This is a genomic window from Flavobacterium sp. LM5 (genome assembly GCF_002017945.1).
In the GTDB taxonomy this organism is placed as follows: Bacteria; Bacteroidota; Bacteroidia; order Flavobacteriales; family Flavobacteriaceae; genus Flavobacterium; species Flavobacterium succinicans.
Genome location: NZ_MUFX01000001.1, coordinates 408,529 through 434,210, shown reverse-complemented (window position 1 = coordinate 434,210; position 25,682 = coordinate 408,529). Strand labels below are relative to the sequence as shown.

Genomic DNA, 25,682 nt, shown 5'->3' with positions numbered 1-25,682 from the left:
CCGCTTCATTTTTTAAGATCTAAAATAAAAAAAGCCCAGTAGTTGTTGACATTACTGGGCTTTGTTGTATCATTATTTCTAGATCAAATCGAATCCGATGTCTTTTCTATAATTCATTTTCTCGAATTGAATTTTAGAGACATTATCATAAGATTGCTGTAACGCTTCTTGAAAAGTAGCACCGTAAGAAGTAATCGCCATTACGCGTCCACCATTAGTAACAACAGCTCCGTTGTCTAATTTGGTACCCGCATGAAAAACAATAGAGTTTTCAACTTTTTCTAATCCTGAAATTACTTTCCCTTTCTCGAAATCTTCTGGATAACCTCCTGAAACTAGCATTACGGTAGTAGCGCTTCTTTCATCAACTTCTAAATTGAATTCGTCTAGTTTTTCATTGGCTACTGCCAAAAACAACTCCACTAAATCTGACTTCAATCGAGGAATAACAACTTCTGTTTCTGGATCCCCCATACGAACATTATACTCAATTACAATCGGTTCATTATTCACGTTAATCAAACCAATAAACACAAAACCTTTGTACGGAATGCCATCTTTTTGCAAACCAGCAATGGTAGGTTGTACAATTCGCGTTTCAATTTTTTCCATCAAAACATCATCTACATAAGGCACAGGAGAAACCGCTCCCATTCCGCCAGTGTTCAATCCCGTGTCCCCTTCACCAATGCGTTTGTAATCTTTGGCGGTGGGCAAAATTTTGTAGCTTTTACCATCGGTTAATACAAAACAACTCAATTCAATTCCGTCCAAAAATTCCTCGATAACTACTTTTGAACTTGCAGCGCCAAATTTTTGACCTACCAACATGTTACGTAATTCGGTTTGGGCTTCGGCTAAATCCTGAATAATTAAAACGCCTTTTCCAGCAGCTAATCCATCGGCTTTAAGAACGTATGGCGGTTGAAGTGTCGCTAAAAATTCGCACCCTTTTTCTACTGTTTCGGCTGTAAAACTATCGTAAGCTGCAGTAGGAACTTGGTGCTTCATCATGAATTCTTTAGCAAATTCCTTACTTCCTTCTAGTTGTGCTCCCACTTTTGATGGGCCAATAACAGGGATGTGTTTTAAATCGGCATCATTCAAAAAGAAATCATACACGCCTTTTACTAATGGGTCTTCTGGCCCTACGACTACCATTTCTATGTTTTCTTTTATCACTACGGCTTTGATGGCTTCAAAATCTGTAGCGCTAAAATCTAAATTGGTTGCTATCGTTGCTGTTCCTGCATTTCCAGGCGCCACAAATAGCGTGTCACAAAGTGGACTTTGAGTCATTTTCCAAGCAAAAGCGTGTTCTCTTCCGCCGGAACCTAATAGTAAAATATTCATGTTGTAGTGGTTTATTGTGTTGATTTTTCTCCTTTTAAAGAAGTGATGCAAAAATAATTGCTTTTGAACGTAAAAAATAATTTAATTGTAAAAAGTTCGTGTATATCTACCGATGCCCACTTAGATAGTTTATTTTTGATAAAATTTTATGCAATGTTTCGTCTTTTTAATTTAACCCTTCGACTTAATGGTTTCCCAATTCGTGAAGCAGAATTGGAATTGGATACCATTTTTAAATTATCCGATACCGAACACCAGGCCTTTTTAGCCAAAAAAAAGAAGGAAATTGTGGCGTATCATTTAGAGAACAATGCTTTTTATAAAACATTGGTTGGCAAAACAAGCATTGAAAACTGGAATGATTTACCTGTTTTGAACAAATATCATCTTCAAAAACCATTGGCGGAACGTTTGTCGAAAGACTTTACAACCAAAAATGTTTATCTCAATAAAACCTCCGGCTCAAGTGGAACTCCTTTTGTTTTTGCCAAAGACAAATACGCCCATGCGCTAACTTGGGCATCGAATATTACACGATTCGGTTGGCACGGTATCGATTTTAACAGCTCCTATCAAGCCCGATTTTACGGCATTCCGATGGATTTTTTGGGCTATAGAAAAGAACGATTGAAAGACTTTTTGAGTCATCGCTATCGCTTTCCAATTTTTGATTTGTCGGATACTATTTTAGAAGGATTTTTGAAACCATTCGAGACCAAAAAATTCAATTATATCAATGGCTATACTTCTTCGATTGTTTTGTTTGCCAAATTTTTACAGCAAAAAAACATAGTGCTCAAAACGATTTGTCCAACGCTGAAGGTGTGTGTAGTCACTTCAGAAATGCTTTTCCCGGAAGACAAAACCTTATTAGAAAAGCAATTTGGAATCCCAGTAGTTAATGAATACGGTGCCTCTGAGTTGGATTTGATTGCTTTTCAAAATCAAGATGGAGAATGGCAAGTCAACGCTGAAACCTTGTTTGTAGAAATTTTGGACGAAAACAATCAAGCGGTTCCGAATGGAACACCTGGACGAATTGTGATTACTTCTCTCTTCAATAAAGCGCATCCTTTTATTCGCTATGACTTGGGTGATATTGGTATTTTGGATGAAAAAAGCACTCCAAAAAAACCTATTCTCAAACAACTAATTGGGCGAACCAATGATGTGGCTCAATTACCAAGTGGAAAAAAATCACCAGGACTGACTTTTTATTATGTAACCAAAAGCATCATAGAAGACGACGGTACTATCAAAGAATTTATCATCAAACAAACCCAAATCGATTCGTTTGAAATTGAATATGTAAGTCCAACCGATTTGACCACAGCACAAATTCAAAAAATTGAAAGTGCGATAGCCTTGTATTTAGAAAGTGGATTAATTTTTAGTTTCATTCGAAAAGAAAAGCTTGAACGGAGTCAACGTGGGAAATTGAAGCAGTTTACTTCATTTTTAAAAAGTAAATAAAATCGTATATTAGTGTTTTCAAAAGAGAACCTATGACTATCAATTCGCTACTTTCGGAAGAAACTATTGCTAACAAAATATACTTTATCCGTAACCAAAAAGTGATGCTGGATCGTGATTTGGCTACACTTTACGGGATTGAAACTAGAGTTTTAAAGCAAGCTGTAAAAAGAAATATATCACGGTTTCCAGAAGATTTTATGTTTGAGCTTACTAAATCAGAGTTTGAAAATTGGAGGTCACAATTTGTGATCTCCAATTCGGATAAGATGGGCTTGCGCTATTTACCGATGGCTTTCACCGAACACGGTGTTTTAATGTTATCGAGTATATTAAAAAGCGATAAAGCCATTCAGGTGAATATCCAAATTATGCGCATCTTTGCCAAAGTAAGACAAATGCTTTTGGACACTACGGAGCTAAAAATAGACATCCTGCAGATTCAGAAAAAACTAGAAAATCACGACAAGAATATTGAATTGGTTTTTTCGTATTTGGATGAGTTGACTGAGAAAAAAGAGAACGAACCAAAGAAAACAACGATTGGGTATAAAAAATAGACAAAAAATGAAAATCACCATAATTGCAGGAGCAAGACCCAACTTCATTAAGATTGCACCGTTAATAAAAGCAATCGAAAAAAAACAAAAAGAAGGATACAAAATATCGTATCGGCTAATTCATACCGGACAGCATTATGACAAAAATTTGAGTGATACTTTTTTTGAAGAACTAAATATTCCAAAACCTAATGCCAATTTAGAAGTAAAAAGTGGTTCGCAAGCAGAACAAACGGCAGCCATCCTAATCGCTTTTGAAAAAGAAATGATAGACAATCCCTGCGATTTAGTGTTGGTGGTGGGCGATGTCAATTCGACGATGGCTTGTGCGATTGTCGCCAAAAAACAAAATATAAAAGTCGCCCATGTTGAGGCTGGAATCCGTTCGGGGGATCTGACTATGCCCGAAGAAATCAACCGAATTGTAACCGATAGCATTACCGATTATTTCTTTACCACCTCCACTTCTGCAGCTGAAAATTTATTAAAAAATGGTGTCGATTCCTCTCAAATTCATTTTGTGGGCAACGTGATGATAGACACTTTATACCAAAATTTGAATCGGATAACGGAACCTGCTTTTTGGAAAGAATTTAATTTAAAAACTGGAAATTATATCATTCTTACCCTCCACCGCCCTTCCAACGTGGACGAAGAACAATCGCTAATTCAATTGCTTTTGGGCATTGATAAATTAGCTGGTGATAAAAAAGTAATTTTTCCGATTCATCCTCGAACCAAAGCTATTTTAGGAGAAAGAAATTTAGATCTAAAAAACATTCTTTTTGTGGAGCCACAAGGTTATTTGAACTTTATGTTTCTCATCAAAAATAGTTTTGCTGTGATTACGGATTCAGGCGGAATTTCAGAAGAAACAACCGTTTTGGGCATTCCGTGTTTTACTATGCGCGACAACACCGAACGTCCCGAAACCCAAACCATTGGCACAAATACTTTGGTAGGAACTTCTATAAAAAATCTAGAAAAGCACTTTGAAGCGTTTTTAAACAAAGAAAGTACTTCTAAAAAAACATATGGAATTCCTGAGCTTTGGGACGGAAAAGCTTCGGAACGAATTGTTGCTATTTTACTTCAAATCTAATGAAAGACATTCTCATTATATCCAATTATTATCCGCCAGAAAAAGGAGCCGCCGCCAATAGAATTGAGCAATTGGCTTTGAAACTGAGTCAAAATAATTATAAAGTAACGGTTCTTTGTCCTTTGGGAAATTACCCAAAAGGCGAATTATTTCCTGAGTATAAAGGTAAATTTTCGGTTGTAGAAAACAGGCAAAACATTACCGTCAAACGTCTTTGGATTTATCCGAGTGTAAGCAAAAACATCTTCAAGAGAACACTCTCAGTTTTATCGTTTTCGAGTATGCTTTTTTTGAATATACTCTTCAAAAAAACACCTCAAAAAGTCATTGTACAATCGCCTCCGCTCTTGCTTTCGTTTGTCGCGGTTTTGGCACTTTGGATTACTAGAAAAACCATTCTCTTGAACGTTTCCGATTTATGGCCCACCGCAGCCATCGAACTTAAAGCCATAAAAGCTGGGAGTATTTCACATAAAGTTTCCTTGTTTTTTGAACGCTTTATTTATGCCAAAGCTGAAGTGATTCTAGGACAATCCAACGAAATCATAGCGCACATAAAAGAACTATTTCCAAAGAAAAAATGCTATTTGTATCGCAACTTTCCAGATCATCAAACGGAAGGAATTCAAATCCATACAAATTTAAACGAACCCATTAAATTGTTTTACGCAGGATTATTAGGTGTTGCCCAAGGGGTTTTAGAATTGTGCCAAAAAATAAAGCTAGAGGGACTCAATATCGAATTACACATTTTTGGAGATGGTGCCGAAAAACTAGCACTTGAAGACTTCTTGGAAAAAAATCCTGATAAAAAAATAATTTTTCATGGAATGCAGGAACGCCACATACTCCACGAAAAATTAAAACAATTTGACATTGCCCTCATTCCTTTAAAAACTAGAATTTATGGTTCGGTTCCTTCTAAAATATTTGAATATGGTGCTCTAGGATTTCCGGTACTTTACTTCGGAGGTGGCGAAGGTGAAACCATTGTCCACGAAAATAAATTAGGTTGGGTGGCTCCGGTCGGTGATTTTAAAAACTTGAATTCGGTTTTAGTCAAAATTTCAGATACTGGAAAGTCCAACATTCAACTGATGAAAAAAGAAATATTCGCCACTGCCCAAAAAGAATTTGATTTGGAACAACAAATCCAGCAATTAATAACTGAAAATGTAATTTAATATGCCTTCTCTTCGCCTTTGATGGTGTTGAAAATCGTCATGAAAATGATTTTGATGTCCAACAAAATTGACCAGTTTTCCATATAAAAAATATCATATTTCACTCGGTGAATGATATCCGTTTCTTTTTCTACTTCGCCGCGATAGCCTTTGGTTTGTGCCAAACCTGTAATGCCGGGTTTTACAAAATGACGCACCATAAACTTATTGACGCGTTGTGCATACATTTCGGTGTGACTCACCATATGCGGCCTTGGTCCCACTACCGACATTTGTCCGAAAAAAACATTAATAAATTGAGGCAATTCGTCAATGCTGGTTTTTCGTAAAAATCGTCCCACCCGAGTAATTCTTGGATCGTTTTTAGAGACTTGTTCCAAATGAGCTTCTGGATTGACGTTCATGGAGCGGAATTTATAACAATTGAATTCTCGATAGTTAAGTCCATTCCTTTTCTGCACAAAAAACAAAGGTCCTTTGGACTCTAGTTTGATGATAATTGCTAAAATTGGAGTAAGCCATGATAAAATTCCGATGATGACGAGCAAGGAAAAAACAAGATCAAAACCTCTTTTGATAGCTTTATTCAAATCGCTATCTAAAACAATAGTTCGCAAAGATATCACGGGAATATAATCGTAATAATCAAAGACAAAGTTGCGAGAAAGGATTTGTTTTTCGTTGGGAATAAACTTCAAAGTCTTCAAATTATTATCGGCAAAATCAACCAAATCAGATATTTGTTTCTGGCTCAAGTCGTCCATCGCGCAGTACATCTCGTCGATTTTATGGATCAAAACATACTCACAACTTTCCTTAATATGATCTTTACGATGATGTTCTAAGTCGAATACTTTTTTTAATACATAACCATAATCTGGGTTTTCGGTAAAAAAATGTTGCAATGGCGCAATATTTTTGGGACTACCCAAAAGGACCACTTTTCTAAAATTGCCCCCAAAAAGTACTCTGAATTTTTGCAGAAAATAGTAAATCTCCAATTTAAAAAACAATACAACCGCTATAACAATCGAACTAAAAAAGAGCGTCTTTTGAATACTAGCACTAGGATTGTTGATAAAAATAACGGCTAACGAAAATAATGAAAATAGCATCCACTGCTTGAAAGCACAATTCAGAATAGCAATAACTTTAGTATACCGATATACTTCATAAAATCCTAAGGTCGATGCAATAACCAACCAAGCCATAATTAAGGCAATAATACTAAACGATATGATAGGTAAATCGGTACAATAAATAGCCGCTACTAAAATGATTCCGCAGTCCAAAACATAGGAAAAGGGTCGAATATATCCTGAATATCTACCGGTTTTGGTCTTCACTGATGATGAAAATGAGCTTTGGAATTAAAAAATATATTTCGAAAAATCCTTGTGTTCTTCCTTAGATAACTCTTCTTTGGATAGCGATTTGAAATAATCATAAGTGATTTTCATCCCTTCTGCACGATTCACTTTGGCTTCCCAACCCAACAATTCTTTAGCTTTGGTTGTATCTGGTTGACGCTGCAAAGGATCATTTATTGGCAATGGATGATACACCACTTTTTGAGAAGTGCCCGTTAGTTTGATGATTTCCTCGGCAAAATCTTTAATCGTAATTTCGTCTGGGTTTCCAATATTTACGGGATATACATAATCCGAATGCAACAATCTAAAAATGCCTTCCACTTGATCGTCTACATAACAAAACGAACGCGTTTGCATCCCATCGCCAAAAATAGTCAAGTCTTCGCCTCGAATGGCTTGTCCAATAAATGCTGGAATTACACGACCATCATTGAGACGCATTCTGGGGCCATAAGTATTGAAAATACGAACAATTCTAGTTTCTACTCCGTGAAAGGTATGGTACGCCATCGTAATGGATTCCTGAAAACGTTTCGCCTCATCATACACACCACGAGGTCCAATGGTGTTTACGTTGCCATAGTATTCCTCCGTTTGTGGATGTACTAAAGGATCTCCGTATACCTCTGAAGTGGATGCGATAAGAATACGGGCTTTTTTAACTCTCGCCAATCCCAATAAATTATGAGTGCCTAATGACCCAACTTTTAAGGTTTGAATCGGGATTTTTAAATAATCGATAGGACTTGCTGGCGAAGCAAAATGCAAAATATAATCCAACTTTCCGGGAACATGCACAAACTTGGTAATATCGTGATGATAAAACTCAAAATGTTCTAATTTGAATAAATGCTCGATATTTTTTAAATCTCCCGTAATCAAGTTATCCATCCCAATTACGTGATATCCTTCCTTAATAAAACGATCACACAAATGCGATCCCAAAAATCCAGCTGCTCCAGTGATAAGTATTCTTTTCATTGCTTCCATAGTATTGAATAACAAATGTAATTGATTTGAAGAAAACTCACCCACAAACCTCGCCATTCTTTTACTCTAGAAGCAGCCAGCAAAGGCATTTTAGGTTACATCGTCCCGTGATCCGCTGTATCTTTGCTTTTTTTAAGAAAAAAAGCAAAGGATGCCGCTACTCCCAGGGCTAAAGAGCTACAACAGGCATTTTGGCATTATTTTTTACTCAATTACAACCAGATTTTAGTATAAGTTCTCTAGAAAACTTTATTTTTGTTTTCCAAGCAAAAAGAAAAAAATTGAAAGTTGTACATATCATCGAAGCATTAGGCGGAGGCGTTTATACCTATTTTGAAGATTTAACCCATCATTTTGAAAAAGAAACTATCCGTCAAAAAGTGTCTACTTTCATCCTCTATAGCGACAAGCGCAAAGAAATCGATCCGCAAAAAGCAGCCCAATTGTTCGCTGCCCTCCCAAATAAAAAAGTAGCGATGAAACGAGAAATTAGCCCTATTTCCGACCTCAAAGCCATACAAACCTTAATTCATGAACTTCAAGCAATCAAACCCGATGTGGTGCATTTGCATTCCTCCAAAGCTGGTGTCCTAGGAAGAATCGCTTGCTACTTTCTCAACCCAAAACCTCTCGTTTTTTATACGCCCCATGGCTATGCTTTTCTACGCACCGATAGTTCTCCTATGGCCAAAAAAGCATATTGGTCCATCGAGAAATTTTTTCAAAAAATCTTCGGAGGAATCACTATCGCTTGTGGTGACTCTGAATTTGAATTAGCAAAACAACTAGGAAAATCCGAAATGATTAGAAATGGGATCAACATTGCGAGTATTCAACGCTATTTACAACCCTTTGTTAATCCGAAATTAACCATTGGTACTACAGGAAGAATTACTGCCCAAAAAAATCCAAAATTATTTAATTCAATTGCCTTACAATTTCCAAACTATCAATTTGTTTGGGTCGGTGATGGCGAAGAACGAGAAGAGCTTACAGCGCCAAATATAAAAGTAACCGGTTGGTTTATAAACAAACAAAAAGTTTATGAGCACTTAAATTCTTTCGATATTTATCTTCAAACATCGCTTTGGGAGGGATTATCCATCGCCATACTTGAAGCTATGGCATTACAAAAACCAATTGTTGCTACACAAATTGCTGGAAATAATGATCTCATTCTTCCCAACAAAACTGGCTTTTTGTTCCAAGAAACGTCAGAGCTAACAAAATATTTTAAAACATTGGAAGATCCAAATGTTAGAGCCGAATTTGGCAAAAATGCAGAATCAAGATGCGTTAATTTATTTGATAAAACCAAAAACTTTACGGCACTCCAGGAATTGTACGAACAGTATTTTTTTGCTGCAACCAAAGACTTCCAAAAATAGAAAACCAAAAACCACTAAACGTAATTCCATCAAAACGCAACAAAAAATCATCCGTTAAGTTCGAAGTAAAAAAAAGAAAAAAGAACGAAAAGGCCAATGCATTTTTTAAATCAATTCCCAAATAGCCAATTGTACCAATATAAAGCAACACTACAAGAGGTCCTAAAACACCAAATTTTAATAAAAAATCAAGAAACTGATTGTGGGTAGGAAAAGCATATTCCGCCAAAAAATACTGATGGGTTTGTTTATAATACTTCACTAATTCCGGTTTTCCATCCGAAGCACCCACGCCAAAAGGCAAATGCTGTAACGATAACTCCCAAGCCGATTTCCAAATAGAAACTCTGGTTACCAAAGCATTAAAAACCTTTATTTCGGGATGCTCAATTTCGTCCAATTTCCCCACCTTGTCCATATAAGCAAACGTCACCGAACCATATTTTTCTTTCATGTAAGGATTTTTTTGAACAAAGAGTATTAAAATTCCGAGTACTACTCCACCGATGACAACACTATACAACATCATTTTTTTTAAATTAAAATGCACTAAAAAAAACGAGAACACTACAAATAAATAACCTGTAAGTACATTGAATAATGCCATTCGAGTATTGACCAAAAGCACAAAGAAAAAAGAAAACACAAACACCAAAACGGATAAAAAGGAAGTTCTATAATCCTTTTTTATTTGCCAAGAATCTAATAACAAATACAAAGCCGCTACACTCACAAAAGCCAAGTGCATATTGAGCGCAGGCGCATGAATTCCGATAGAATTGGCAAAAACATAACCCATTTCCCAAAGGTGAACACCATGCCAATACTTGGTGACGTACTCCGGATAAACCAATACAAACCGAAGCGTAAAAACAATCATTACTAACGTCGTACCATTCACATAATACCGCAACAATTTCGAAAAAGAAATCCTTTGGTAATTCCCCAAAATAAATAAGGGAAACAAAACCAATGCCGACGTTTTTTCAATAGATTTAATCCCTTGAGCCAAAGAATCATTGTTAAAAAAAAACACTAATTCTAACAAAAAAGGGGAAGCGATGATGCCTGCTAAAATCAAGGCCTTTTTAGACCATTGTGTTTTCTTAAAATAGAAAATATTAAAAACCGCAAAAGCAAAAATTAACCAAGTACAAGGCTTCCTGAAAATTAAGGTACAAGCAATCGCAACCAAAAAAAAGGAGAAAATTTTATTGAAATTCTTTTCGGAAATGGTCATAGTATAATGCATAATAAATTAGTGGAAAAATTCCCATTTTGTGTCGAATTGCTGATCCCAAATCCGGTTCAAAAACACCTTGAAGTATAAAAAATGAGAAGACAAAAAGAAGTATCCATAGTTCATAAACATACTCATTTTTATCCTTTATACAACGTGCCAACCGAACCAACAAGATATAAAAAAGGAACATTTGCCAAATTACAAATAGTAAGATTTGTGGCTTCAAAAAATGTTTTAGCCCATTTAAAGGCAGGTTTACTGTAAAAAAACCATATAGAATTCCAATGATTTCACCATACCACGTATCTGTTTTTACTGGTGATAAAATGATCGAATTGGCATCAGGCGAATTCAATCGGGTTAAATTTAAGAACTCGCGCGTTTGCTCTGATAAAAATTTACCTTGTACTACTCCGTAACTCAAAGACAACAAAATCATAACTCCAATACCATAACACAAGGTAGCAAAAGTTCGATTTTGGATTTTAATACAAGAGATCCAATACATACTCATGGCAACAATAGGAAGTAATACAAAATAAGGACGATATACTGCACCAAAAAAAACAAAAAGCAAAAAGGCAATTAATAAGTTCGTTTTGAAATTAAAAATTTTATTTTGAAACAAGAAGACAATAGTAGAAAGGTACAAAAAAGTCAGAAACTCTTTTGAAGGCATTGAAATAAAAATAGCAATAATCGAAAAAGAAAAATACACTAAAACGTTCTTAATCGTAATTTTTTCAAAGGTACTTGGAATTCCAATTTTGTAAAGAATCAGCATCAAAATTGGAAATTGAATCAAAGCGATTACAGAAAAAGGCAGATAACACAATCCCGTAATTTTATAAAAAAGAATGGTCAGTGGATAGCTTCCAAAATAACCAATTTCATTGCCTTTGTCATAAGCTATGATGGCAGCATCATAAAAGAATTTCGGTGGTAAAAAAAAACTCGCGGCAAAGGCAAGTCCCAAATTGAGACCAAAAAGAAGTAAAAAAGTAGCGGTATTTTTTTTTATAATAAAAGACATTTTGATGATAAATAATAAAGATGCGTAAAAAATTTAGAAATTAACTCAAAAACAACTTAACACCGTCTTTAAGATATACAAAAAGTGCCGTACTAAAATTCCAAAACAAAGCACTGACAGAAAAAGCTATCGCACCTCCTATCATTCCGTACGAGGGAATTAAAAAATAGTTTAAAATAAAATTAAGCAAAAGCGCTAGTAAAACAATGCGCTGAAAAATGTGTTGTCGGCCTGTCATGTTCAGATAAACAGGAGCCGATCCAAAAAAAGCACAAAAACCTTGTCCCAAAACCAATATGAATAAAGCTTCTTTCGCAACTACATAATTGGAGCCAAAAAATTGTAAAATAAACTCTGGAAAAATAAGCAACACAAAAACTGCAGGCAGTGTAATCGCTACTATTAATCGGGAACTATTTTGCACAATTTGCTGCACTTTATCTATTTCTTTATTCGAAAAACTGGCTGCTATAGCTGCCGAAACAGTAATGTTTACCGTCAAAATAATAACAGACAACAATGTCATTAACTTGACCGCCACAGCATAATAAGCAACAGTTGCGTCACCAAAATACTTTTTTAAAAACAAGATGTCAAAACTCATCATCAAAAAAATAGCCATTCCGCTTACAGCAATAGGAAAGGAATGTGTGATAATCTCTCGAGAAGAAAAACAATCAGTGGAATAAGTAGCTGGTATTTTGGTAAAAAAGTAAAAAGTCAATACGGTGGTCAAAATTCCCATAAAAACAAAACTCAACAAAAAAGCATCCACCAAATAGGGTTCTAATTGCCATTGCACTAATAAAAAAGCAACTACAATTATAGGTAAGTATTTGAAAATATTCCGAAATAGTTCAGCTACTGCTATTTCCTCTAACGCCCTAAAAACCTCGACATTTAGAATTGAAAGACCATAAAAAAACAAAGCTGCCGAAGCTTTTAACAAAAGGTGATAAGTTGCATCGTCGGAGAAAAATTGTGTAACCACTGAAGCATCCAATACTACTATGAAAACCAATAAAAGCAGGGAAGCAAAAAACAGCATTAAGACCATTTTTAGATATACTTTTTTCAAATGTCCCAAAGAGTACTCTGGATACAAACGCCCTTTGAAATATAATATGGATTGATCAAAACCCAATAAACAAATACTTCCGATAGCAAAAAGAAAAGTCCGGACAAAATCATATTGTCCTACTACTTGAGGAGTAAACTTTTGCGTTAAAAACAACGTAAAACCAAACAAAAGTACTACCCCAAAAACCCTAATGAACAAGGTTAGCAGACTTTGCCTAACTACAGAATTTTGAAAGGTCTTAAGGAAATGAAAGCGAAGAGTTCTTAACACATTAGGTTTTGTTTGTAAAAGAAAGAGATTTTTATGAAGCTGCAGTTTTGGATTTAGCCACTTGCTTTTGATAAAATCGGATGAACAAACGAATAAATACAAACGACAAAATCAGAAATAATGGCAATACAAATTTCATTACGCCATTTACTACTTTTGAAGTAGTACTGTTCATGGTGAAGGTTATCTCTTTAATTGTTTTTTGAAAGTTGATTACTTTCAACCTATTCTTACTCTGATCAAATAACAAATCCCTTTTAGATCTTATAATATCATTGAGTTGGGTGTTTTCATTGTAGTACATGAGCTTGTCATTTTTCAAACTACTTTTTACATTGGCCGAAAACCCATTAAGAATTCCGTTTATTTGTTGAATAATGGTATCATTTTGTGCAATAGCTTGTTTCAAATTTGCGACTTCCACCTCCTTCATTGCTGAAAAATAGTCTGATTGATTTAGGTAATTCAGTAAAGGCGTAATCAACTCCTTTTCATTCGCGATTCCATTAGTAAGGACTGATACATTATGGTAAGTGTAGTTTTTACTGGTAATATTGTCCTCTAGTACCTTTTTAACTTCTCCAACTTCGGCCATTAATTTAATCAACTCAAAGTTGCGTTCTTTGTCTTCAATAAATTTATAGACGTCGGCTATGGGTTTGATTTCAATCTTTCTTAAAGCTTCTGGGTGGGATAATCCTACTTCTTTTTGCAAAAAATCGGCATCTCCAGCATTAATTTTTGATTGAATCAAATTGATTTTAGCATACAAATAATCGACGCTTCCAAAGTTGGGAATCACAGTGATTTCATGGGTATACAATTTATTGCTTTTATCCAAAAATAATCCCAAACCAAAACCAATAATTAATAAGGCAACAACTATTTTCCATTGGTGTACAAAAAACTGAATGCAATTGAACAGCAGCGTATTCAATCGTTCGAAACCCTTTTTCACTTTGGTAGTAATTTGAAATACATCAATTTCTGAATCGCTATGCGAAGGTGTACTCATTAGTTATTTATTTACTATTCAAGATTTGTTCTAAAATTTTAATCGTTATCAAATACGTTGGCTTTACACCAGTAGTTCCCAATCCGCCAGAGGCTAGAGTACTTCCAGTTTCCAAAGGATTATCCGAAGCATAGTAGGCATAACGCACTTTGATATCTTTTGGTACACTCTTTCTGATTTTAGAGGCCGATTGAATCGCTTTTTGATAATAGGACCCTTCCATTTCTAGGCCTATCACGCCCCAAGTCGATTCATGAAAAAACTTCAACAAATCTCTATTTTGAAGTGATGTTCCCAAAACGGTAACCATTGGTCCTGCAAAAACAGCGATGTCATTACCTTCGAGCATCTCAGCGGTCAATTCATTTTCAAAGAAATAATTATCTGCTGTTCCTTCGTTGATATGGGCATTTGGAATCATAATATCACCTTTGCCGCCTTCGAGAATTCCAGCTTTTCCCATAATAGAAACCGACTGTACATTGAGCAAGGTCTCTTTTTTATAAGGCTTTAATAATTCATCAATGGTTTCATAGGCTTGTTCTCCAAAAGCATAATCCATAACAATCAAAACAGGCGCTTTGTCTCCTAATTGTGCCTTTGGAAAAGCGGTTTTGGACCAATCAATTTTGGCGGTATCAAACAATTGCACATCAATATTGGTTCCTGAAGTATCAGGCAAAAATACCATTCCGTTTTTCTCGGCCACCGTTTCTACTTGCTTGCGTAATTCTTTGGCGCCTGAGTTACTCAATTCTTCATAAATCACAAAGTCAGATTGATCCTTAAACTTCGATTTGAGTAGTGGTGTGGCAAAAATAGAATTCATCACACTGTGCATGTTGGCACTAATAACGTGAATAGGTCGGTCTAATAAGTTTTTGGATTGTAAAACCTCTTTGATATTATTCGCCCAAACTTCACCATGAATATGGTGTCCCAAACGTTCTCTCAAAATAGGACTAAAAGTGATGGTTCTTTTATTGTTGTCTACCACTTCCTCGATGGCTAATTTTCCTAACCAATAGATTACATGCAGAAAACGATCAGGTGCATTCTCTGAACCAAAAGCATCATAAATGTCTAATACTTCTTCAAAAGTTCTTCCTAAAATATTAGACGCATGCGAAATCGCTTTTTCTTTTTCGATTTGTGTTAGTTTCTTCGTTTGGTTTACGGCGGCTTCCAATTTTAGCCAATCTCTAGAAACTTCGCCAGCATCATCTAACAAAACACGTTCCTTGATTTTATGCGATTCGATAAAAATAAAGGTCAGATGCGTCAAAATATCATAAATATCGGAACGCCCGCGAGTGATTTCAACATTCATTTGTTCTTCGTCAATTCGGTAACAATTTCTTCTTCGCTTTGGCGGAACAATAGCCTGAAAATGCGATTTAGAATACCCTTCATCCGAAGTAAGATTAATAAATCGACATTCTTCAATCCCTACTGGAAGTCGTTCGATAACGTATAATAACCCATTCAATTCTACTTTTTCATCGGCAATAGAACCATAAATCTCTGGGCGTAAAGCCAATAAAGCTTCCCGTAAGGTATCTCCCGAAATTCCCATTGGTTTATAAAACCCACGGTTGAATAAATGGCGCATCGTAATGTACATTTTTTCTATAGCCGCAGAAGATTCTTGCGCTCTAGATCTTGATATATGTTTGGTTGTATTCATCTTCTTTGTTTTTTATCACTTCTCAAAGGTAAGTAAAAGTTTTTTTTGGCAAATTATTGTAAAATTATTAAATTGTACCATACGGTAAACTGAGTACAAATCAATTTTCTTTATTAAATTTTAGGCAATACATCGGCTATTTTCCGATCATTACTCAATCTCGGAATTTTATTTTGTCCACCCAATTTCCCGATGGATTTCATATAGTCTTGGAAACCGTTTTTGGCGACTTTGGTGATGACTACTTTTCTCAAAACGTTGCCTACAATCAAATCGTCATAATAGATATTTTGCTTGCGCATCGCTTGGTCAATAGCTACTGCAAAAGCAACCTCATCCTCTGGTTCGTTTTCAAATTCAATAAACCATTCGTGATAAGGTAATCCCTCTTTTGGCGTGATTTGCGGAGCCACCGTAAATTCATTGATGCGAATAGCGCTGCCTTGAATCGCTTCTTGCAAAGCACTTTCTACCTCTTTGCCAATCACGTGTTCCCCAAAAGCAGAAATGTAATGTTTGATTCTACCCGAAACCATAACGCGATAAGGTTTCAATGAAGTAAATTGTACTGTATCACCAATATTGTAGCCCCAAAGTCCCGCATTGGTAGAAATAATCAATACATAATTTACGCCTAATTCGACTTCGCCTATGGTATAACGCTTTGGATTTTCAGTAAAAAAATCATCACTTTTGATGAACTCATAAAAAATTCCTGAATTCAAAAGCAACAACATTCCTTTCTCTTTTTGAGAATCTTGGTAAGCAAAAAAACCTTCGGAAGCAGGAAAGAGTTCAATACTATCTACTTTTCTACCAATTAAATTCTCAAATTTGGCGCGATAGGGTTCAAAATTAACACCTCCATAAATGAAAAGATTGAAGTTTTTGAACAATTCTCCAACTGGCTTTTGAGCCTTTTGTTGCAATTTTTCGAAATACATTTGCACCCAAGACGGAATTCCAGAAATCACTCGCATGTCTTCTTTTACGGTTTCTTCTACAATAGCATTCACTTTGGTTTCCCAATCTTCAATACAGTTGGTTTCCCAAGAAGGCATTCTGTTTTTTTGCAAATAGCCTGGGACATAATGAGCGGCTATACCTGATAATCTTCCTAATTTGATACCGTTTTTCTCGGTTAAAATGGGACTTCCTTGCAAGAAAATCATTTTTCCATCCACAAAATCTGTTTTTCCTGTTTCGTGAATATAATGTAAAATAGCATTTCTCGACGCTTCAATATGATATGGCATTGATTCTTTGGTCAGCGGAATGTATTTGGCACCAGATGTGGTTCCAGAAGTTTTGGCAAAATAAAGCGGTTTGCCTTTCCACAGTACATTTTCTTCTCCATTTACTACTCGATCAACATACGGTTTTAATCCTTCGTAATCTCGAATTGGCACCTGCTGCACAAAGTCGGCATGTGTTTTAATGTGCTCAAAATTATGGTCTTGACCAAAGGCAGTGTTCTGCGCTTCTTGTATTAAATTTCTAAAAACAGCTTGTTGCGTTGCTAATGGATTTTGACTCCATTGCTGTGTTTTTTTTACTATTTTTTGAGCAAATAATTTTGCTAAAAAGGCTTTTAAAGACATGCTTTTTTTATTTTTTGACGGTGGTCTTTTTCTTTGAAACTTGGGTGGAATTTGCTTTCTTTTCTTCTGCGGCTACTTCATTGCGTAAGTTCAATTCTTCTTCAGACACTTTTAGTGTTTCAGGATCGATCGCTGTTTGAGTTTGTGCCAAAATAGAATCTTTATTAAACGTTACATGTTCTAGTTTATCCGTTAAAACATTTTGTATCGCTTTGAGATAGGCTTCGTTTTTTTTGATCGCTTGGGTCAATGAATCGGTTTTTAAGGCTAAAATAGTGGCCTCTTTTTTTAATTGCGTCGAAGCATATCCCGGTATATATTCTCTCAAAGGAGTAAAGGCGATTAATACCGTAGTGATGAGAATTAAAAAAAAAGCACTTAAAGTACCCGCTACAAAAACATTCAAAAGGCTCAATCGGAATGAAAATAACTCTTCAAAGTTTTCTTGGTTAATTAATATCAACCTTTTTTTCATGAGTATCAATTCCTTGAGTCCCTTGGGCAGCAAACGATTTATAAACATACTTCCTGATATTTTGACAAATATAAGGATTAATGATTTTATCAATTCAGCATAAGGTCTATAATCCTATTTTTAACTCAAAAAACTATAAATATTTCATGTAATCTCATTTAGATTAAGGAATTCTGTATACATTTGCAACGTTAAATAAAACCAATTGGCTTCGGCTATAAAAAACACAATCATGGGAAGAATTGGACTTACTGAAATCCTTATTATAGTGGGTATCGTTTTATTACTTTTTGGAGGTAAAAAAATTCCAGAATTAATGAAAGGATTGGGAAGCGGCATTAAAGAATTTAAAAACGCAGCCAAAGACGAGCAATCTGCTACAACTAAAAAAGAAGAAGAAACAAAATAAGATACGTTTCAAAATTATCACAATACAACTCCAAACTCTTGCCACAAACGCAAAGAGTTTGGAGTTTTTTCTTTGTGACATAAAAAAGTTGACTTACTTTTTACTACATTAGTAAAAAAATAGCACTATGCAACTAACTAAATTTCAAAAACTTACCGCCATATTGTTATTCCTCTATATCCTATGGGAAATAGTAGTACAAATATGGTCACAATCAGAAAAAACTCCTGTAATTAGAGCGGACTTGTTTTTTATTTATCCGATTTTAAGTATTTGTATTGTTATCTTTATTGTTCAATTTTTTCGAAAAAAATCCTAATTTTTGATGAATTGTTTGAATTGTAACTCCCAAACCACAGGTTCTTATTGCTACAACTGTGGGCAAAAAACAAGCACTTCGCGCTTTTCCTTTAAGCACATTTTTAAAACGGATATTGCCAATAAGTTCTATTCGTTATTCAAAAATGATTTATTTTTTACTTTGAAAGAATTGGCAATCCGACCTGGTTTTTCAATACGAGAATATATTGAAGGGAAACGGGTAAATCATATGAACTATATGAGTTTATATTTGTTACTATCTGCTGCAGGAATTTTTTTGGATAAATATGCAACGGTTAGTGAGGCAGCTATAAGTTCTGAAGATAGTGGCTCTACCAAAATTCTTACTCAATATTTTGACTTTGTCCGTGATAATCCTAAAACTTATATTTTTATTACGATTCCAGTGGTTTCGGTATTTACCTTTCTTTTCTTTAAAAAAAGTAAATTTAATTTTTCCGAACATTTAATTATGAATGTTTACAAAGCTTCGGCAGTATTAATCATAACCAAAGTGGTGACTATTCTTTCTATTCTTACTTCAAACTTAACTTTTCTGAAGGTAGTTTATGATATTTTAGCTTATGTGGTTTTTGGGTATTCTGTATGGTTTTTGCACCAATTTTTCTATGATAATAAACTTTATTCAAAATTTAGTATTTTTTCTAGAACATCCTTATCCGTTCTTTTTGGGATGTTGTTTTCTACCATTTTCATGTTTGTATATTGGTTAACTCATTTTTTAATGAGTGGAGGAAAATTAATATAGAAAATGTATGGTTTAATTTTTTTTATCAATACTTGTACTAGACAGGAAAACATTAAATAATTAAACTATAACTAGCTATGAAAGATTCCATCAAAGAAGTTACACACTATTTGGATTGGTCAAAACTAGGTAGACATTCTGTTTTGATCTACTTATTTATGGTGATTTTAGGCTATTTATTTCTGCAATTAGGCAGCATTCCTTCTATGATTATTTATCAATATTTGAACATTAATCCATTGTCTACAATTGGCGTTTTGTATTCCTTTATTTTTCCACTCTTTTTTTTATTGTTTTTTGGATGGCTTGTTTTTGGTAGGCCTTTTTTTAGCATTTATGCTCCATCCCAAAAAATGCTTTGGAAAGATTTTGGCATTGGTGTCTTATTTCAATGGTTGATTTCTGCGACGTTTATCCTCTTAATTGTTATCATTATGCCAGAAAAGGTAGTCTCTTACATTGGTTTTAAAGAAAATTTAGCAAATGAGATTCCTATTTTACTCATAACCGTTGTGGGTTATTTGATACAAACCTCTTGTGAAGAGCTCTACTTCCGGGGCTATTTGATGCAAGCTACTTATAGAATAATTCCTTTTTTGCCAGTAGTAATTGCGCTGCAAGGGCTCCTTTTTGGTCAATTACATATTGGTAATGTTAAAGCTTGGGGGGATACATTTATCGCAGGAATTCCATATTTTTTGCACGCTTGTGCTTTTGCTTATGCAGCTTGGCGAACAGGCTCTTTGTTTTTTGCTTGGGGACTTCATTTTGGAAACAATTCCTTTTTAGCATTGTTTGTAGCATCAAAAGGTGACGCGGTTACCTCGATTGCTCCTTTTGCAGCTGAAATTGCAAGTGTTAATCGTTTGATTGTATTCAGCACAATCGAAATAATAATTTTAGTGATTTTTTTAGAAATAGTGTATAAAAATCGCTATTCATCGCAATCTATTTGGACTATGTTGACTAAAAAAGATTGATTTGGAGTAACTGAAAGGTCATTCTTTTTATACATAAAAAATGACCGATTCACAATTGCGAATCGGTCATTTATACATTCCAAAGGGGAACATAAGAATATTTTTTAAGTATTATCCACCGTAAATTACAGCATCTGGGATGTAATATTTCTCGGTTCCGTTACAAATAATTTCCCATTCATCGGAGCTAATTTTTGCAAAAGACAATTTACAGTTTCCAGATTTACAAGTCCATTCACCTTGTGAAAACACAAAAACACGTTTGCTTTTTCCTGGCATAGTAGCATGCACTTCTGCTCCCCCATTAGAACGAATTACGCCAAACTTTGCCGAAGTAGGTTTAGATCCGTTTGCTGCCCTCAAATCACCTGTAGCATTGTATTTAGTACCTGCAACTTTAGCATCTCCATTATTAGATGCACCGGGAATACTTATTTGAAGCGAAAAACTTTTCTTTTCCCCGCGTCTAGCCGTGCTTCGCATTTGATATACTCTAACTTTGTAAGTTCCGCTTTGGTTTAAAGTAATGCTACATTTATTACCTTCATTCTGACCGATGAAAACAGCTTCTCCTTGAGAACCCGGAGGTAGTACATTAAAATATGCCCCTCCAGACTTATCGGTTAACGTCACATTAAGTTTTTGTCCCTGATTGGCTCCTATTGTATAATCAATAGTTTGATCACCCGTAATCGAACCTTGAATTACAGTAGAAGATTTTCCTACTGGGAAGCTTACTTTTTTGGTGATGATTTGGGCTAAAGATACAATTGGCAATGTCAATACTAATAGAATGGCTAACTTCCTTAATTTGAGAATTGATTTCATAAAATGCTAGTTTTAATTGATTTATATATTAAAGTTATTAAAAAACTGATTACCAATACTGTTTCAGCAATAAATAATTATTAAATCAAAATCCTAACTACTATAAAATGATTTGTGTTTTATACTGTATTGAATTACCTTAGGAGTTCATTACAATACAAAATTCATGAAAACAAAAAGCGTTCTAGTATTTCTTTTAATAACCTTCCAATCGATTATTGCTCAAGAAATTCAGGGATCCTGGACAGGAAAACTAAATTTTCAGGGCATGGAATTACCCTTAATTTTCACCATACAAAAAAATGGTGAGGGATATCAAACTTCACTTGAAAGTCCAATGCAAGGTGCCAAAGGTATTCCCGTTAAGGAAACTACCTTTTTGAACAATGAATTACAACTCACCGCTCCTGATCTGAATCTAAAATATAGCGGCGTTTTTAATGGAACTGCTATCGAGGGTACGTTTGTACAAAATGGCGGGACTTATCCACTGGTTTTGACAAGAAAAATAACCATTCGTCCGCAGCAACCTAATGGACCATTCGACTACCCTATACAAGAAGTGACTTTTGTAAACCCAAAAGACAAAAATACTTTGGCAGGAACCTTGACCTTGCCCAAAAACAAAAAAGAATTTCCAGTAGTGGTATTAATCACAGGATCTGGCGCACAAGATCGAAATTCAGAAATTTTTAGTCACCAACCTTTTGCTGTAATTGCTCATGATTTTGCTCAAAAAGGTATTGGCGTATTGCGTTTAGATGATCGAGGCATTGGAGGATCTAGCAAAGGAAACCCTGAAGATACCTCAGCTAATTTTGCCTCAGACATCTCAGCTGCTGTAGCTTTTTTAACCTCCAAAGGATTTAAAAAAATTGGTGTTTTAGGTCATAGCGAAGGCGGTTTAATTGCCCCAATGGTGGCCGCTGAAAATAAAAAAGTACAATTTGTGATTTCGATGGCGGGCCCTGGAATTCCCATAGATAGAATGATGTTGCTACAAACCCAATCCATTGCCAAAGCACAAGGCGCCACAGCTTACCAAATTGCAACTACTACCGCATTTAACGAAAAAGTATATGCCTTCATTATCAACTATACTGGCCAACAATTAAAAACGGATTTTCAAAACTACATTCGTGAAGAATTTAAGAAATTAACCCAAAATCAAGGTCTTACAGAAAGTCAAATAGATGAATTTGTTGTCCAACAAACCAGTGCTATTACTCGTCCATGGTATGTTTATTTCCTAAAATTAAATCCCGATACCTATTGGTCAAAAATCAAAGTGCCTGTTCTTGCTTTGAACGGTACTTTGGATGTACAAGTAAAAGCGACTGAAAACTTAGCTGGCATCCAAGCTTCCCTACTAAAAGGAGGAAATAAAAAAGGAACAATCACAGCATTTCCTAACCTCAACCACTTATTCCAAGAGGCAAAAACCGGAACGGTCGCTGAATATGAAAGCATCACCCAAACTATCGCTCCCATTGTCTTGGATACGATGAGTACATGGATTTTGAAAAACTAAACATCTCAACCAAAAAGCCCCAAAATCATCTGAATTTTGGGGCTTTTTTTATTCTTTGTCTTCTTTTTCGATGGCATCCTTATAATCAGGATACAAAAATTTATTATACGGAAAGCGCGTAATGTGAATTTGTCGAACGGCTTCGTATACGCGTTCTCTAAATTCTTCAAAATTTTCTTTGTGAATCGCCGATACAAACAAAGCATTTTCATGCCCCACACGGTTCATCCATGTTTGTTGCCATTCTTCTAAGGTAAAATGTCGTGGCGTTTTTTCGGTCATCAAGTCATCTTCGTCAATAGTCAAATGTTGGTACGCATCGATCTTGTTAAAAATCATGATCGTAGGCTTATCATTGGCCTTAATATCCAAAAGAATTTGATTCACAGAGGCAATATGATCCTCAAAATCGGGATGTGAAATATCAACTACGTGCAACAAAAGATCGGCTTCGCGCACCTCATCAAGCGTACTTTTGAACGAATCGACCAATTGTGTAGGCAACTTTCTGATGAATCCTACGGTATCCGAAAGCAGAAATGGTAAGTTTTTGATCACCACTTTTCGTACCGTTGTATCCAAAGTTGCAAACAATTTATTTTCTACAAAAACATCACTCTTACCTACCGCATTCATCATGGTTGATTTCCCTACATTGGTATAACCTACCAGCGCCACACGAACCATGGCCCCGCGATTACTGCGCTGAATACCCATTTGTTTGTCGATGGTTTTGATTTTATCTTTTAACAACGAGATACGATCACGCACAATACGACGGTCGGTTTCGATCTCCGTTTCCCCCGGACCACGCATCCCAATTCCTCCTTTTTGTCGTTCTAAGTGTGTCCATAAACCTGAAAGGCGAGGCAACAAATAGATGCATTGTGCCAATTCTACCTGCGTTCTCGCATAAGAAGTTTCGGCGCGTTGTGCAAAAATATCCAAGATCAAATTGGTTCGGTCAAGGATTTTGCAGTCGATAATTTTGGAGATATTCTTTTGTTGCGAAGGCGTTAACTCGTCGTCAAAAATCAAGGTCGAAATGTCATTTTCTTTTACAAAAAGATGAATTTCGTCAATTTTTCCTGTTCCCAAAAAAGTCTTAGGATTGGGTTTATCCATTTTTTGCCAAAAGCGTTTTACTACTTGTCCACCAGCAGTGAAGGTCAAGAATTCTAGTTCATCCAGATATTCTTTAAGTTTGTCTTCACTTTGACTTTGAGTTACGATCCCTACAATAGCGGTTTTTTCGAAATTTAATTTTTCTTTTTCTAACATGTCATTGAATAAGGTACAAATTTAATCATTTGCTTTTAAAGAAGGTGACCACGAATGCACGAATTATTTTTATCGGATTCGAAAAAGAAGGCTAGCCACAAATTCACGAATTAAAAAATATTTGGTTTTAAAAAAAAAATGGCCGCAAATTCGCAAATTACTTTTAGAGAGACAGAAAGGAAGTGGCCACAAATTCACCAATTAAAATTTATTTAATTTAAAAAAAATAACACCTATACTATTTAAAAAAATTCGTGAATTCGAGGCAAAATCCAAAAGGAACCGCAAATTCGCAAATTACTTTTGAAACTTAGTGAAAAAGGTTAGCTACGAATGCTCGAATTAAAATTTATTTGATTCTAAAAAAAAATTGCACCAATTACTATTTAAAAAAAATCGTGAATTCGAGGCAAAATCCAAAAGGAACCGCAAATTCGCAAATTACTTTTGAAGCTTAGTGAAAAAGGTTAGCCACGAATGCTTGAATTAAAATTTATTTGATTCTAAAAAAATTGCACCAATTACTATTTAAAAAAATTCGTGAATTCGTGGCTTATTTGTTCGTCCATTCGATAGCCTAAAAAATCACTCGTAAAGATATGTTTTTACGGTTTTGATCATGCCGCTGTCCTCGATCAACACGTAAGAAGCTGGATAATTTTGGGCATTGTATTTAAAAGTGCCTGCTTTAATGATCGGCGAAGTGGAAGTGTTGAACTTTATTTCGTTGTTAACACTAACATCATGGATAGCGAACTCCTCTTCTTGAAACGAAACCAAAGGAACAATCACTTGATAATTGGGTCCAAAAATAGCTTTCACCATCAACAAATTGGCTGATTCTTTTTCATCATAACCAAAATATTTGATCGTTTTATCCCCCAAAAGTCCGGTTTGTTTGGTGTTGTTCCCTTTTTCATACAGATACTCTGTTTTGTGAACGATCTGTTTGTTTCTGTCGCGAACCGAACGACGAACAAGCTTCCCGTTTTCTATCACAAAATCTACTTCCTCTACAAAAAGCTGTTGCGTGGTGCTTTTTTTGGTCACCTGTTGAATTCGGGATCCTTCATACGTATATGTTACAGTTTTGGTCACCTTACTTCCATTCTCTTCATACATCTTCGAAAATAAAACCAAGCGATTTTGAGCGTCGTAACCATAAGTGATTACCTCTTTCCAGTTGCTGCCGTTGCGGTCTTTTACCGTGTGATCGAGCAAGCCTTTGGCGTTATAAAAAAAACTTTGTGTCACATCCGAGGTTTTGATAGTAACTAATTTTCCTTGGTCAAAATCGTAAGTTTTGTGAATTGCTTCCCCACTTTTAAGGTTTCTAAAGTTGGTTTTAACTACAGTAATTTGCTTTAATTGAATGGGTTTGTTAGGTGTTTGACTGTGTATTACATACGAAAAAGTCATCAGCACTAAGGCCGCGAAATAGGTTTTCATTTTTGGTTTGGTTTTGATTTGGGACGGCCAAAATACAAAAATGATTGTTAGTATACGCGATTTAGAAAATCATTTCTTTGTGAATATAATCAAGATAAAAATAACTGCGATGCGGTGAAAAAAGAAGTTATTCACCGCATTTTTTGCGGCGAAAACAGCAACCATTGACTCTTTCTATTATTGTAACTATTCAGCTAGTCTTGCTTTCAATTGGCTCCAGCTTTAGCTGGAGTTATGGGGATTGATTTCATTAGCTTTAGCCAAATAAAAGCAGCTAATTTGGGCT

At 35.3% G+C, this 25,682-nt stretch carries 22 protein-coding genes; 9 read left to right on the top strand and 13 right to left on the bottom strand.

Going from position 1 to position 25,682, the window contains the following annotated elements:
* Positions 1–78: 78 nt before the first annotated feature.
* On the bottom strand, positions 79–1,353 hold the full coding sequence (purD, locus tag BXU11_RS01770) for a phosphoribosylamine--glycine ligase (RefSeq protein ID WP_078210802.1): 1,275 nt from the start codon (positions 1,351–1,353) through the stop codon (positions 79–81).
* 153 nt (positions 1,354–1,506) lie between these two features.
* Between purD and BXU11_RS01765 the strand changes: the two genes are divergently transcribed.
* From BXU11_RS01765 to BXU11_RS01750, 4 genes are read left to right on the top strand one after another with little or no spacing between them, the layout of a single operon-like run.
* Entirely contained in the window at positions 1,507–2,826 is a 1,320-nt protein-coding gene (locus tag BXU11_RS01765; protein ID WP_078212009.1) for a phenylacetate--CoA ligase family protein, read from the top strand.
* A gap of 32 nt (positions 2,827–2,858) precedes the next feature.
* Entirely contained in the window at positions 2,859–3,386 is a 528-nt protein-coding gene (locus tag BXU11_RS01760) for an ORF6N domain-containing protein (protein WP_078210801.1), read from the top strand.
* A 7-nt stretch (positions 3,387–3,393) separates the two neighbouring features.
* Positions 3,394–4,488: a non-hydrolyzing UDP-N-acetylglucosamine 2-epimerase gene (gene wecB, locus BXU11_RS01755; RefSeq protein WP_078210800.1), complete on the top strand. Its 1,095-nt coding sequence runs from the start codon at positions 3,394–3,396 to the stop codon at positions 4,486–4,488.
* Complete coding sequence (locus BXU11_RS01750) at positions 4,488–5,672, top strand: glycosyltransferase family 4 protein (RefSeq protein ID WP_078210799.1); 1,185 nt, start codon at positions 4,488–4,490, stop codon at positions 5,670–5,672. The genes wecB and BXU11_RS01750 overlap by 1 nt, the downstream gene beginning before the upstream one ends.
* Here the strand turns inward: BXU11_RS01750 and BXU11_RS01745 are convergent.
* On the bottom strand, positions 5,669–7,018 hold the full coding sequence (locus BXU11_RS01745; protein WP_078210798.1) for an exopolysaccharide biosynthesis polyprenyl glycosylphosphotransferase: 1,350 nt from the start codon (positions 7,016–7,018) through the stop codon (positions 5,669–5,671). The two genes, BXU11_RS01750 and BXU11_RS01745, sit on opposite strands and share 4 nt — an antisense overlap.
* Positions 7,019–7,042: 24 nt before the next feature.
* On the bottom strand, positions 7,043–8,026 hold the full coding sequence (locus BXU11_RS01740; protein ID WP_078212008.1) for a UDP-glucuronic acid decarboxylase family protein: 984 nt from the start codon (positions 8,024–8,026) through the stop codon (positions 7,043–7,045).
* Positions 8,027–8,316: 290 nt separating this feature from the next.
* Here BXU11_RS01740 and BXU11_RS01735 point away from each other — a divergent pair, with 290 nt between their 5' ends.
* On the top strand, positions 8,317–9,423 hold the full coding sequence (locus BXU11_RS01735) for a glycosyltransferase (RefSeq protein ID WP_078210797.1): 1,107 nt from the start codon (positions 8,317–8,319) through the stop codon (positions 9,421–9,423).
* On the opposite strand, the gene BXU11_RS01730 is transcribed toward BXU11_RS01735, so the two are convergent.
* From BXU11_RS01730 to BXU11_RS01700, 7 genes are all read right to left on the bottom strand, one after another.
* Positions 9,359–10,675 carry an O-antigen ligase family protein gene (locus tag BXU11_RS01730; RefSeq protein ID WP_223253648.1) on the bottom strand — a complete coding sequence of 439 codons (1,317 nt, stop codon included), beginning with the start codon at positions 10,673–10,675 and terminating at the stop codon, positions 9,359–9,361. The genes BXU11_RS01735 and BXU11_RS01730 overlap by 65 nt on opposite strands.
* On the bottom strand, positions 10,635–11,699 hold the full coding sequence (locus BXU11_RS01725) for a hypothetical protein (protein ID WP_078210796.1): 1,065 nt from the start codon (positions 11,697–11,699) through the stop codon (positions 10,635–10,637). Before BXU11_RS01725 ends, BXU11_RS01730 begins: the two co-directional genes overlap by 41 nt.
* 40 nt (positions 11,700–11,739) lie before the next feature.
* Complete coding sequence (locus BXU11_RS01720; RefSeq protein ID WP_189318494.1) at positions 11,740–13,050, bottom strand: MATE family efflux transporter; 1,311 nt, start codon at positions 13,048–13,050, stop codon at positions 11,740–11,742.
* A 31-nt stretch (positions 13,051–13,081) separates the two neighbouring features.
* Complete coding sequence (locus BXU11_RS01715) at positions 13,082–14,065, bottom strand: hypothetical protein (protein WP_078210794.1); 984 nt, start codon at positions 14,063–14,065, stop codon at positions 13,082–13,084.
* Between the two features lie 7 nt (positions 14,066–14,072).
* Positions 14,073–15,752: a hypothetical protein gene (locus BXU11_RS01710; RefSeq protein WP_078210793.1), complete on the bottom strand. Its 1,680-nt coding sequence runs from the start codon at positions 15,750–15,752 to the stop codon at positions 14,073–14,075.
* A 113-nt stretch (positions 15,753–15,865) separates the two neighbouring features.
* On the bottom strand, positions 15,866–17,353 hold the full coding sequence (locus tag BXU11_RS01705; RefSeq protein WP_078210792.1) for a GH3 auxin-responsive promoter family protein: 1,488 nt from the start codon (positions 17,351–17,353) through the stop codon (positions 15,866–15,868).
* Positions 17,354–17,360: 7 nt separating this feature from the next.
* Positions 17,361–17,816, bottom strand: coding sequence for a peptidase (locus BXU11_RS01700; RefSeq protein ID WP_223253647.1), 456 nt, complete (start codon positions 17,814–17,816; stop codon positions 17,361–17,363).
* Between the two features lie 244 nt (positions 17,817–18,060).
* On the opposite strand from BXU11_RS01700, the gene BXU11_RS01695 reads away from it, so the two are divergent.
* The 3 genes from BXU11_RS01695 (at position 18,061) to BXU11_RS01680 (ending at position 20,307) form a co-directional block, all read left to right on the top strand.
* Positions 18,061–18,237 (top strand): twin-arginine translocase TatA/TatE family subunit, encoded by a 177-nt coding sequence (locus BXU11_RS01695; RefSeq protein WP_024980534.1) that lies wholly within the window; start codon positions 18,061–18,063, stop codon positions 18,235–18,237.
* Positions 18,238–18,562: 325 nt separating this feature from the next.
* On the top strand, positions 18,563–19,327 hold the full coding sequence (locus tag BXU11_RS01685; RefSeq protein WP_078210789.1) for a DUF3667 domain-containing protein: 765 nt from the start codon (positions 18,563–18,565) through the stop codon (positions 19,325–19,327).
* A gap of 77 nt (positions 19,328–19,404) precedes the next feature.
* Complete coding sequence (locus BXU11_RS01680) at positions 19,405–20,307, top strand: CPBP family intramembrane glutamic endopeptidase (protein ID WP_078210788.1); 903 nt, start codon at positions 19,405–19,407, stop codon at positions 20,305–20,307.
* 111 nt (positions 20,308–20,418) lie between these two features.
* Here BXU11_RS01680 and BXU11_RS01675 read toward each other — a convergent pair whose 3' ends face one another.
* A complete protein-coding gene (locus BXU11_RS01675) occupies positions 20,419–21,135 on the bottom strand; it encodes a PPC domain-containing protein (protein ID WP_078210787.1) in 717 nt (238 codons plus the stop codon).
* 166 nt (positions 21,136–21,301) lie between these two features.
* Here BXU11_RS01675 and BXU11_RS01670 point away from each other — a divergent pair, with 166 nt between their 5' ends.
* On the top strand, positions 21,302–22,666 hold the full coding sequence (locus tag BXU11_RS01670; RefSeq protein ID WP_078210786.1) for a S9 family peptidase: 1,365 nt from the start codon (positions 21,302–21,304) through the stop codon (positions 22,664–22,666).
* 48 nt (positions 22,667–22,714) lie between these two features.
* On the opposite strand, the gene hflX is transcribed toward BXU11_RS01670, so the two are convergent.
* Together hflX and BXU11_RS01660 are read right to left on the bottom strand one after the other, a co-directional pair.
* Complete coding sequence (gene hflX, locus BXU11_RS01665) at positions 22,715–23,947, bottom strand: GTPase HflX (protein WP_024980532.1); 1,233 nt, start codon at positions 23,945–23,947, stop codon at positions 22,715–22,717.
* Positions 23,948–24,532: 585 nt separating this feature from the next.
* The gene (locus BXU11_RS01660; RefSeq protein ID WP_078210785.1) at positions 24,533–25,396 is read right to left on the bottom strand and encodes an RHS repeat protein; all 864 of its coding nucleotides are present in this window, start codon (positions 25,394–25,396) and stop codon (positions 24,533–24,535) included.
* Between the last annotated feature and the right edge of the window lie 286 nt (positions 25,397–25,682).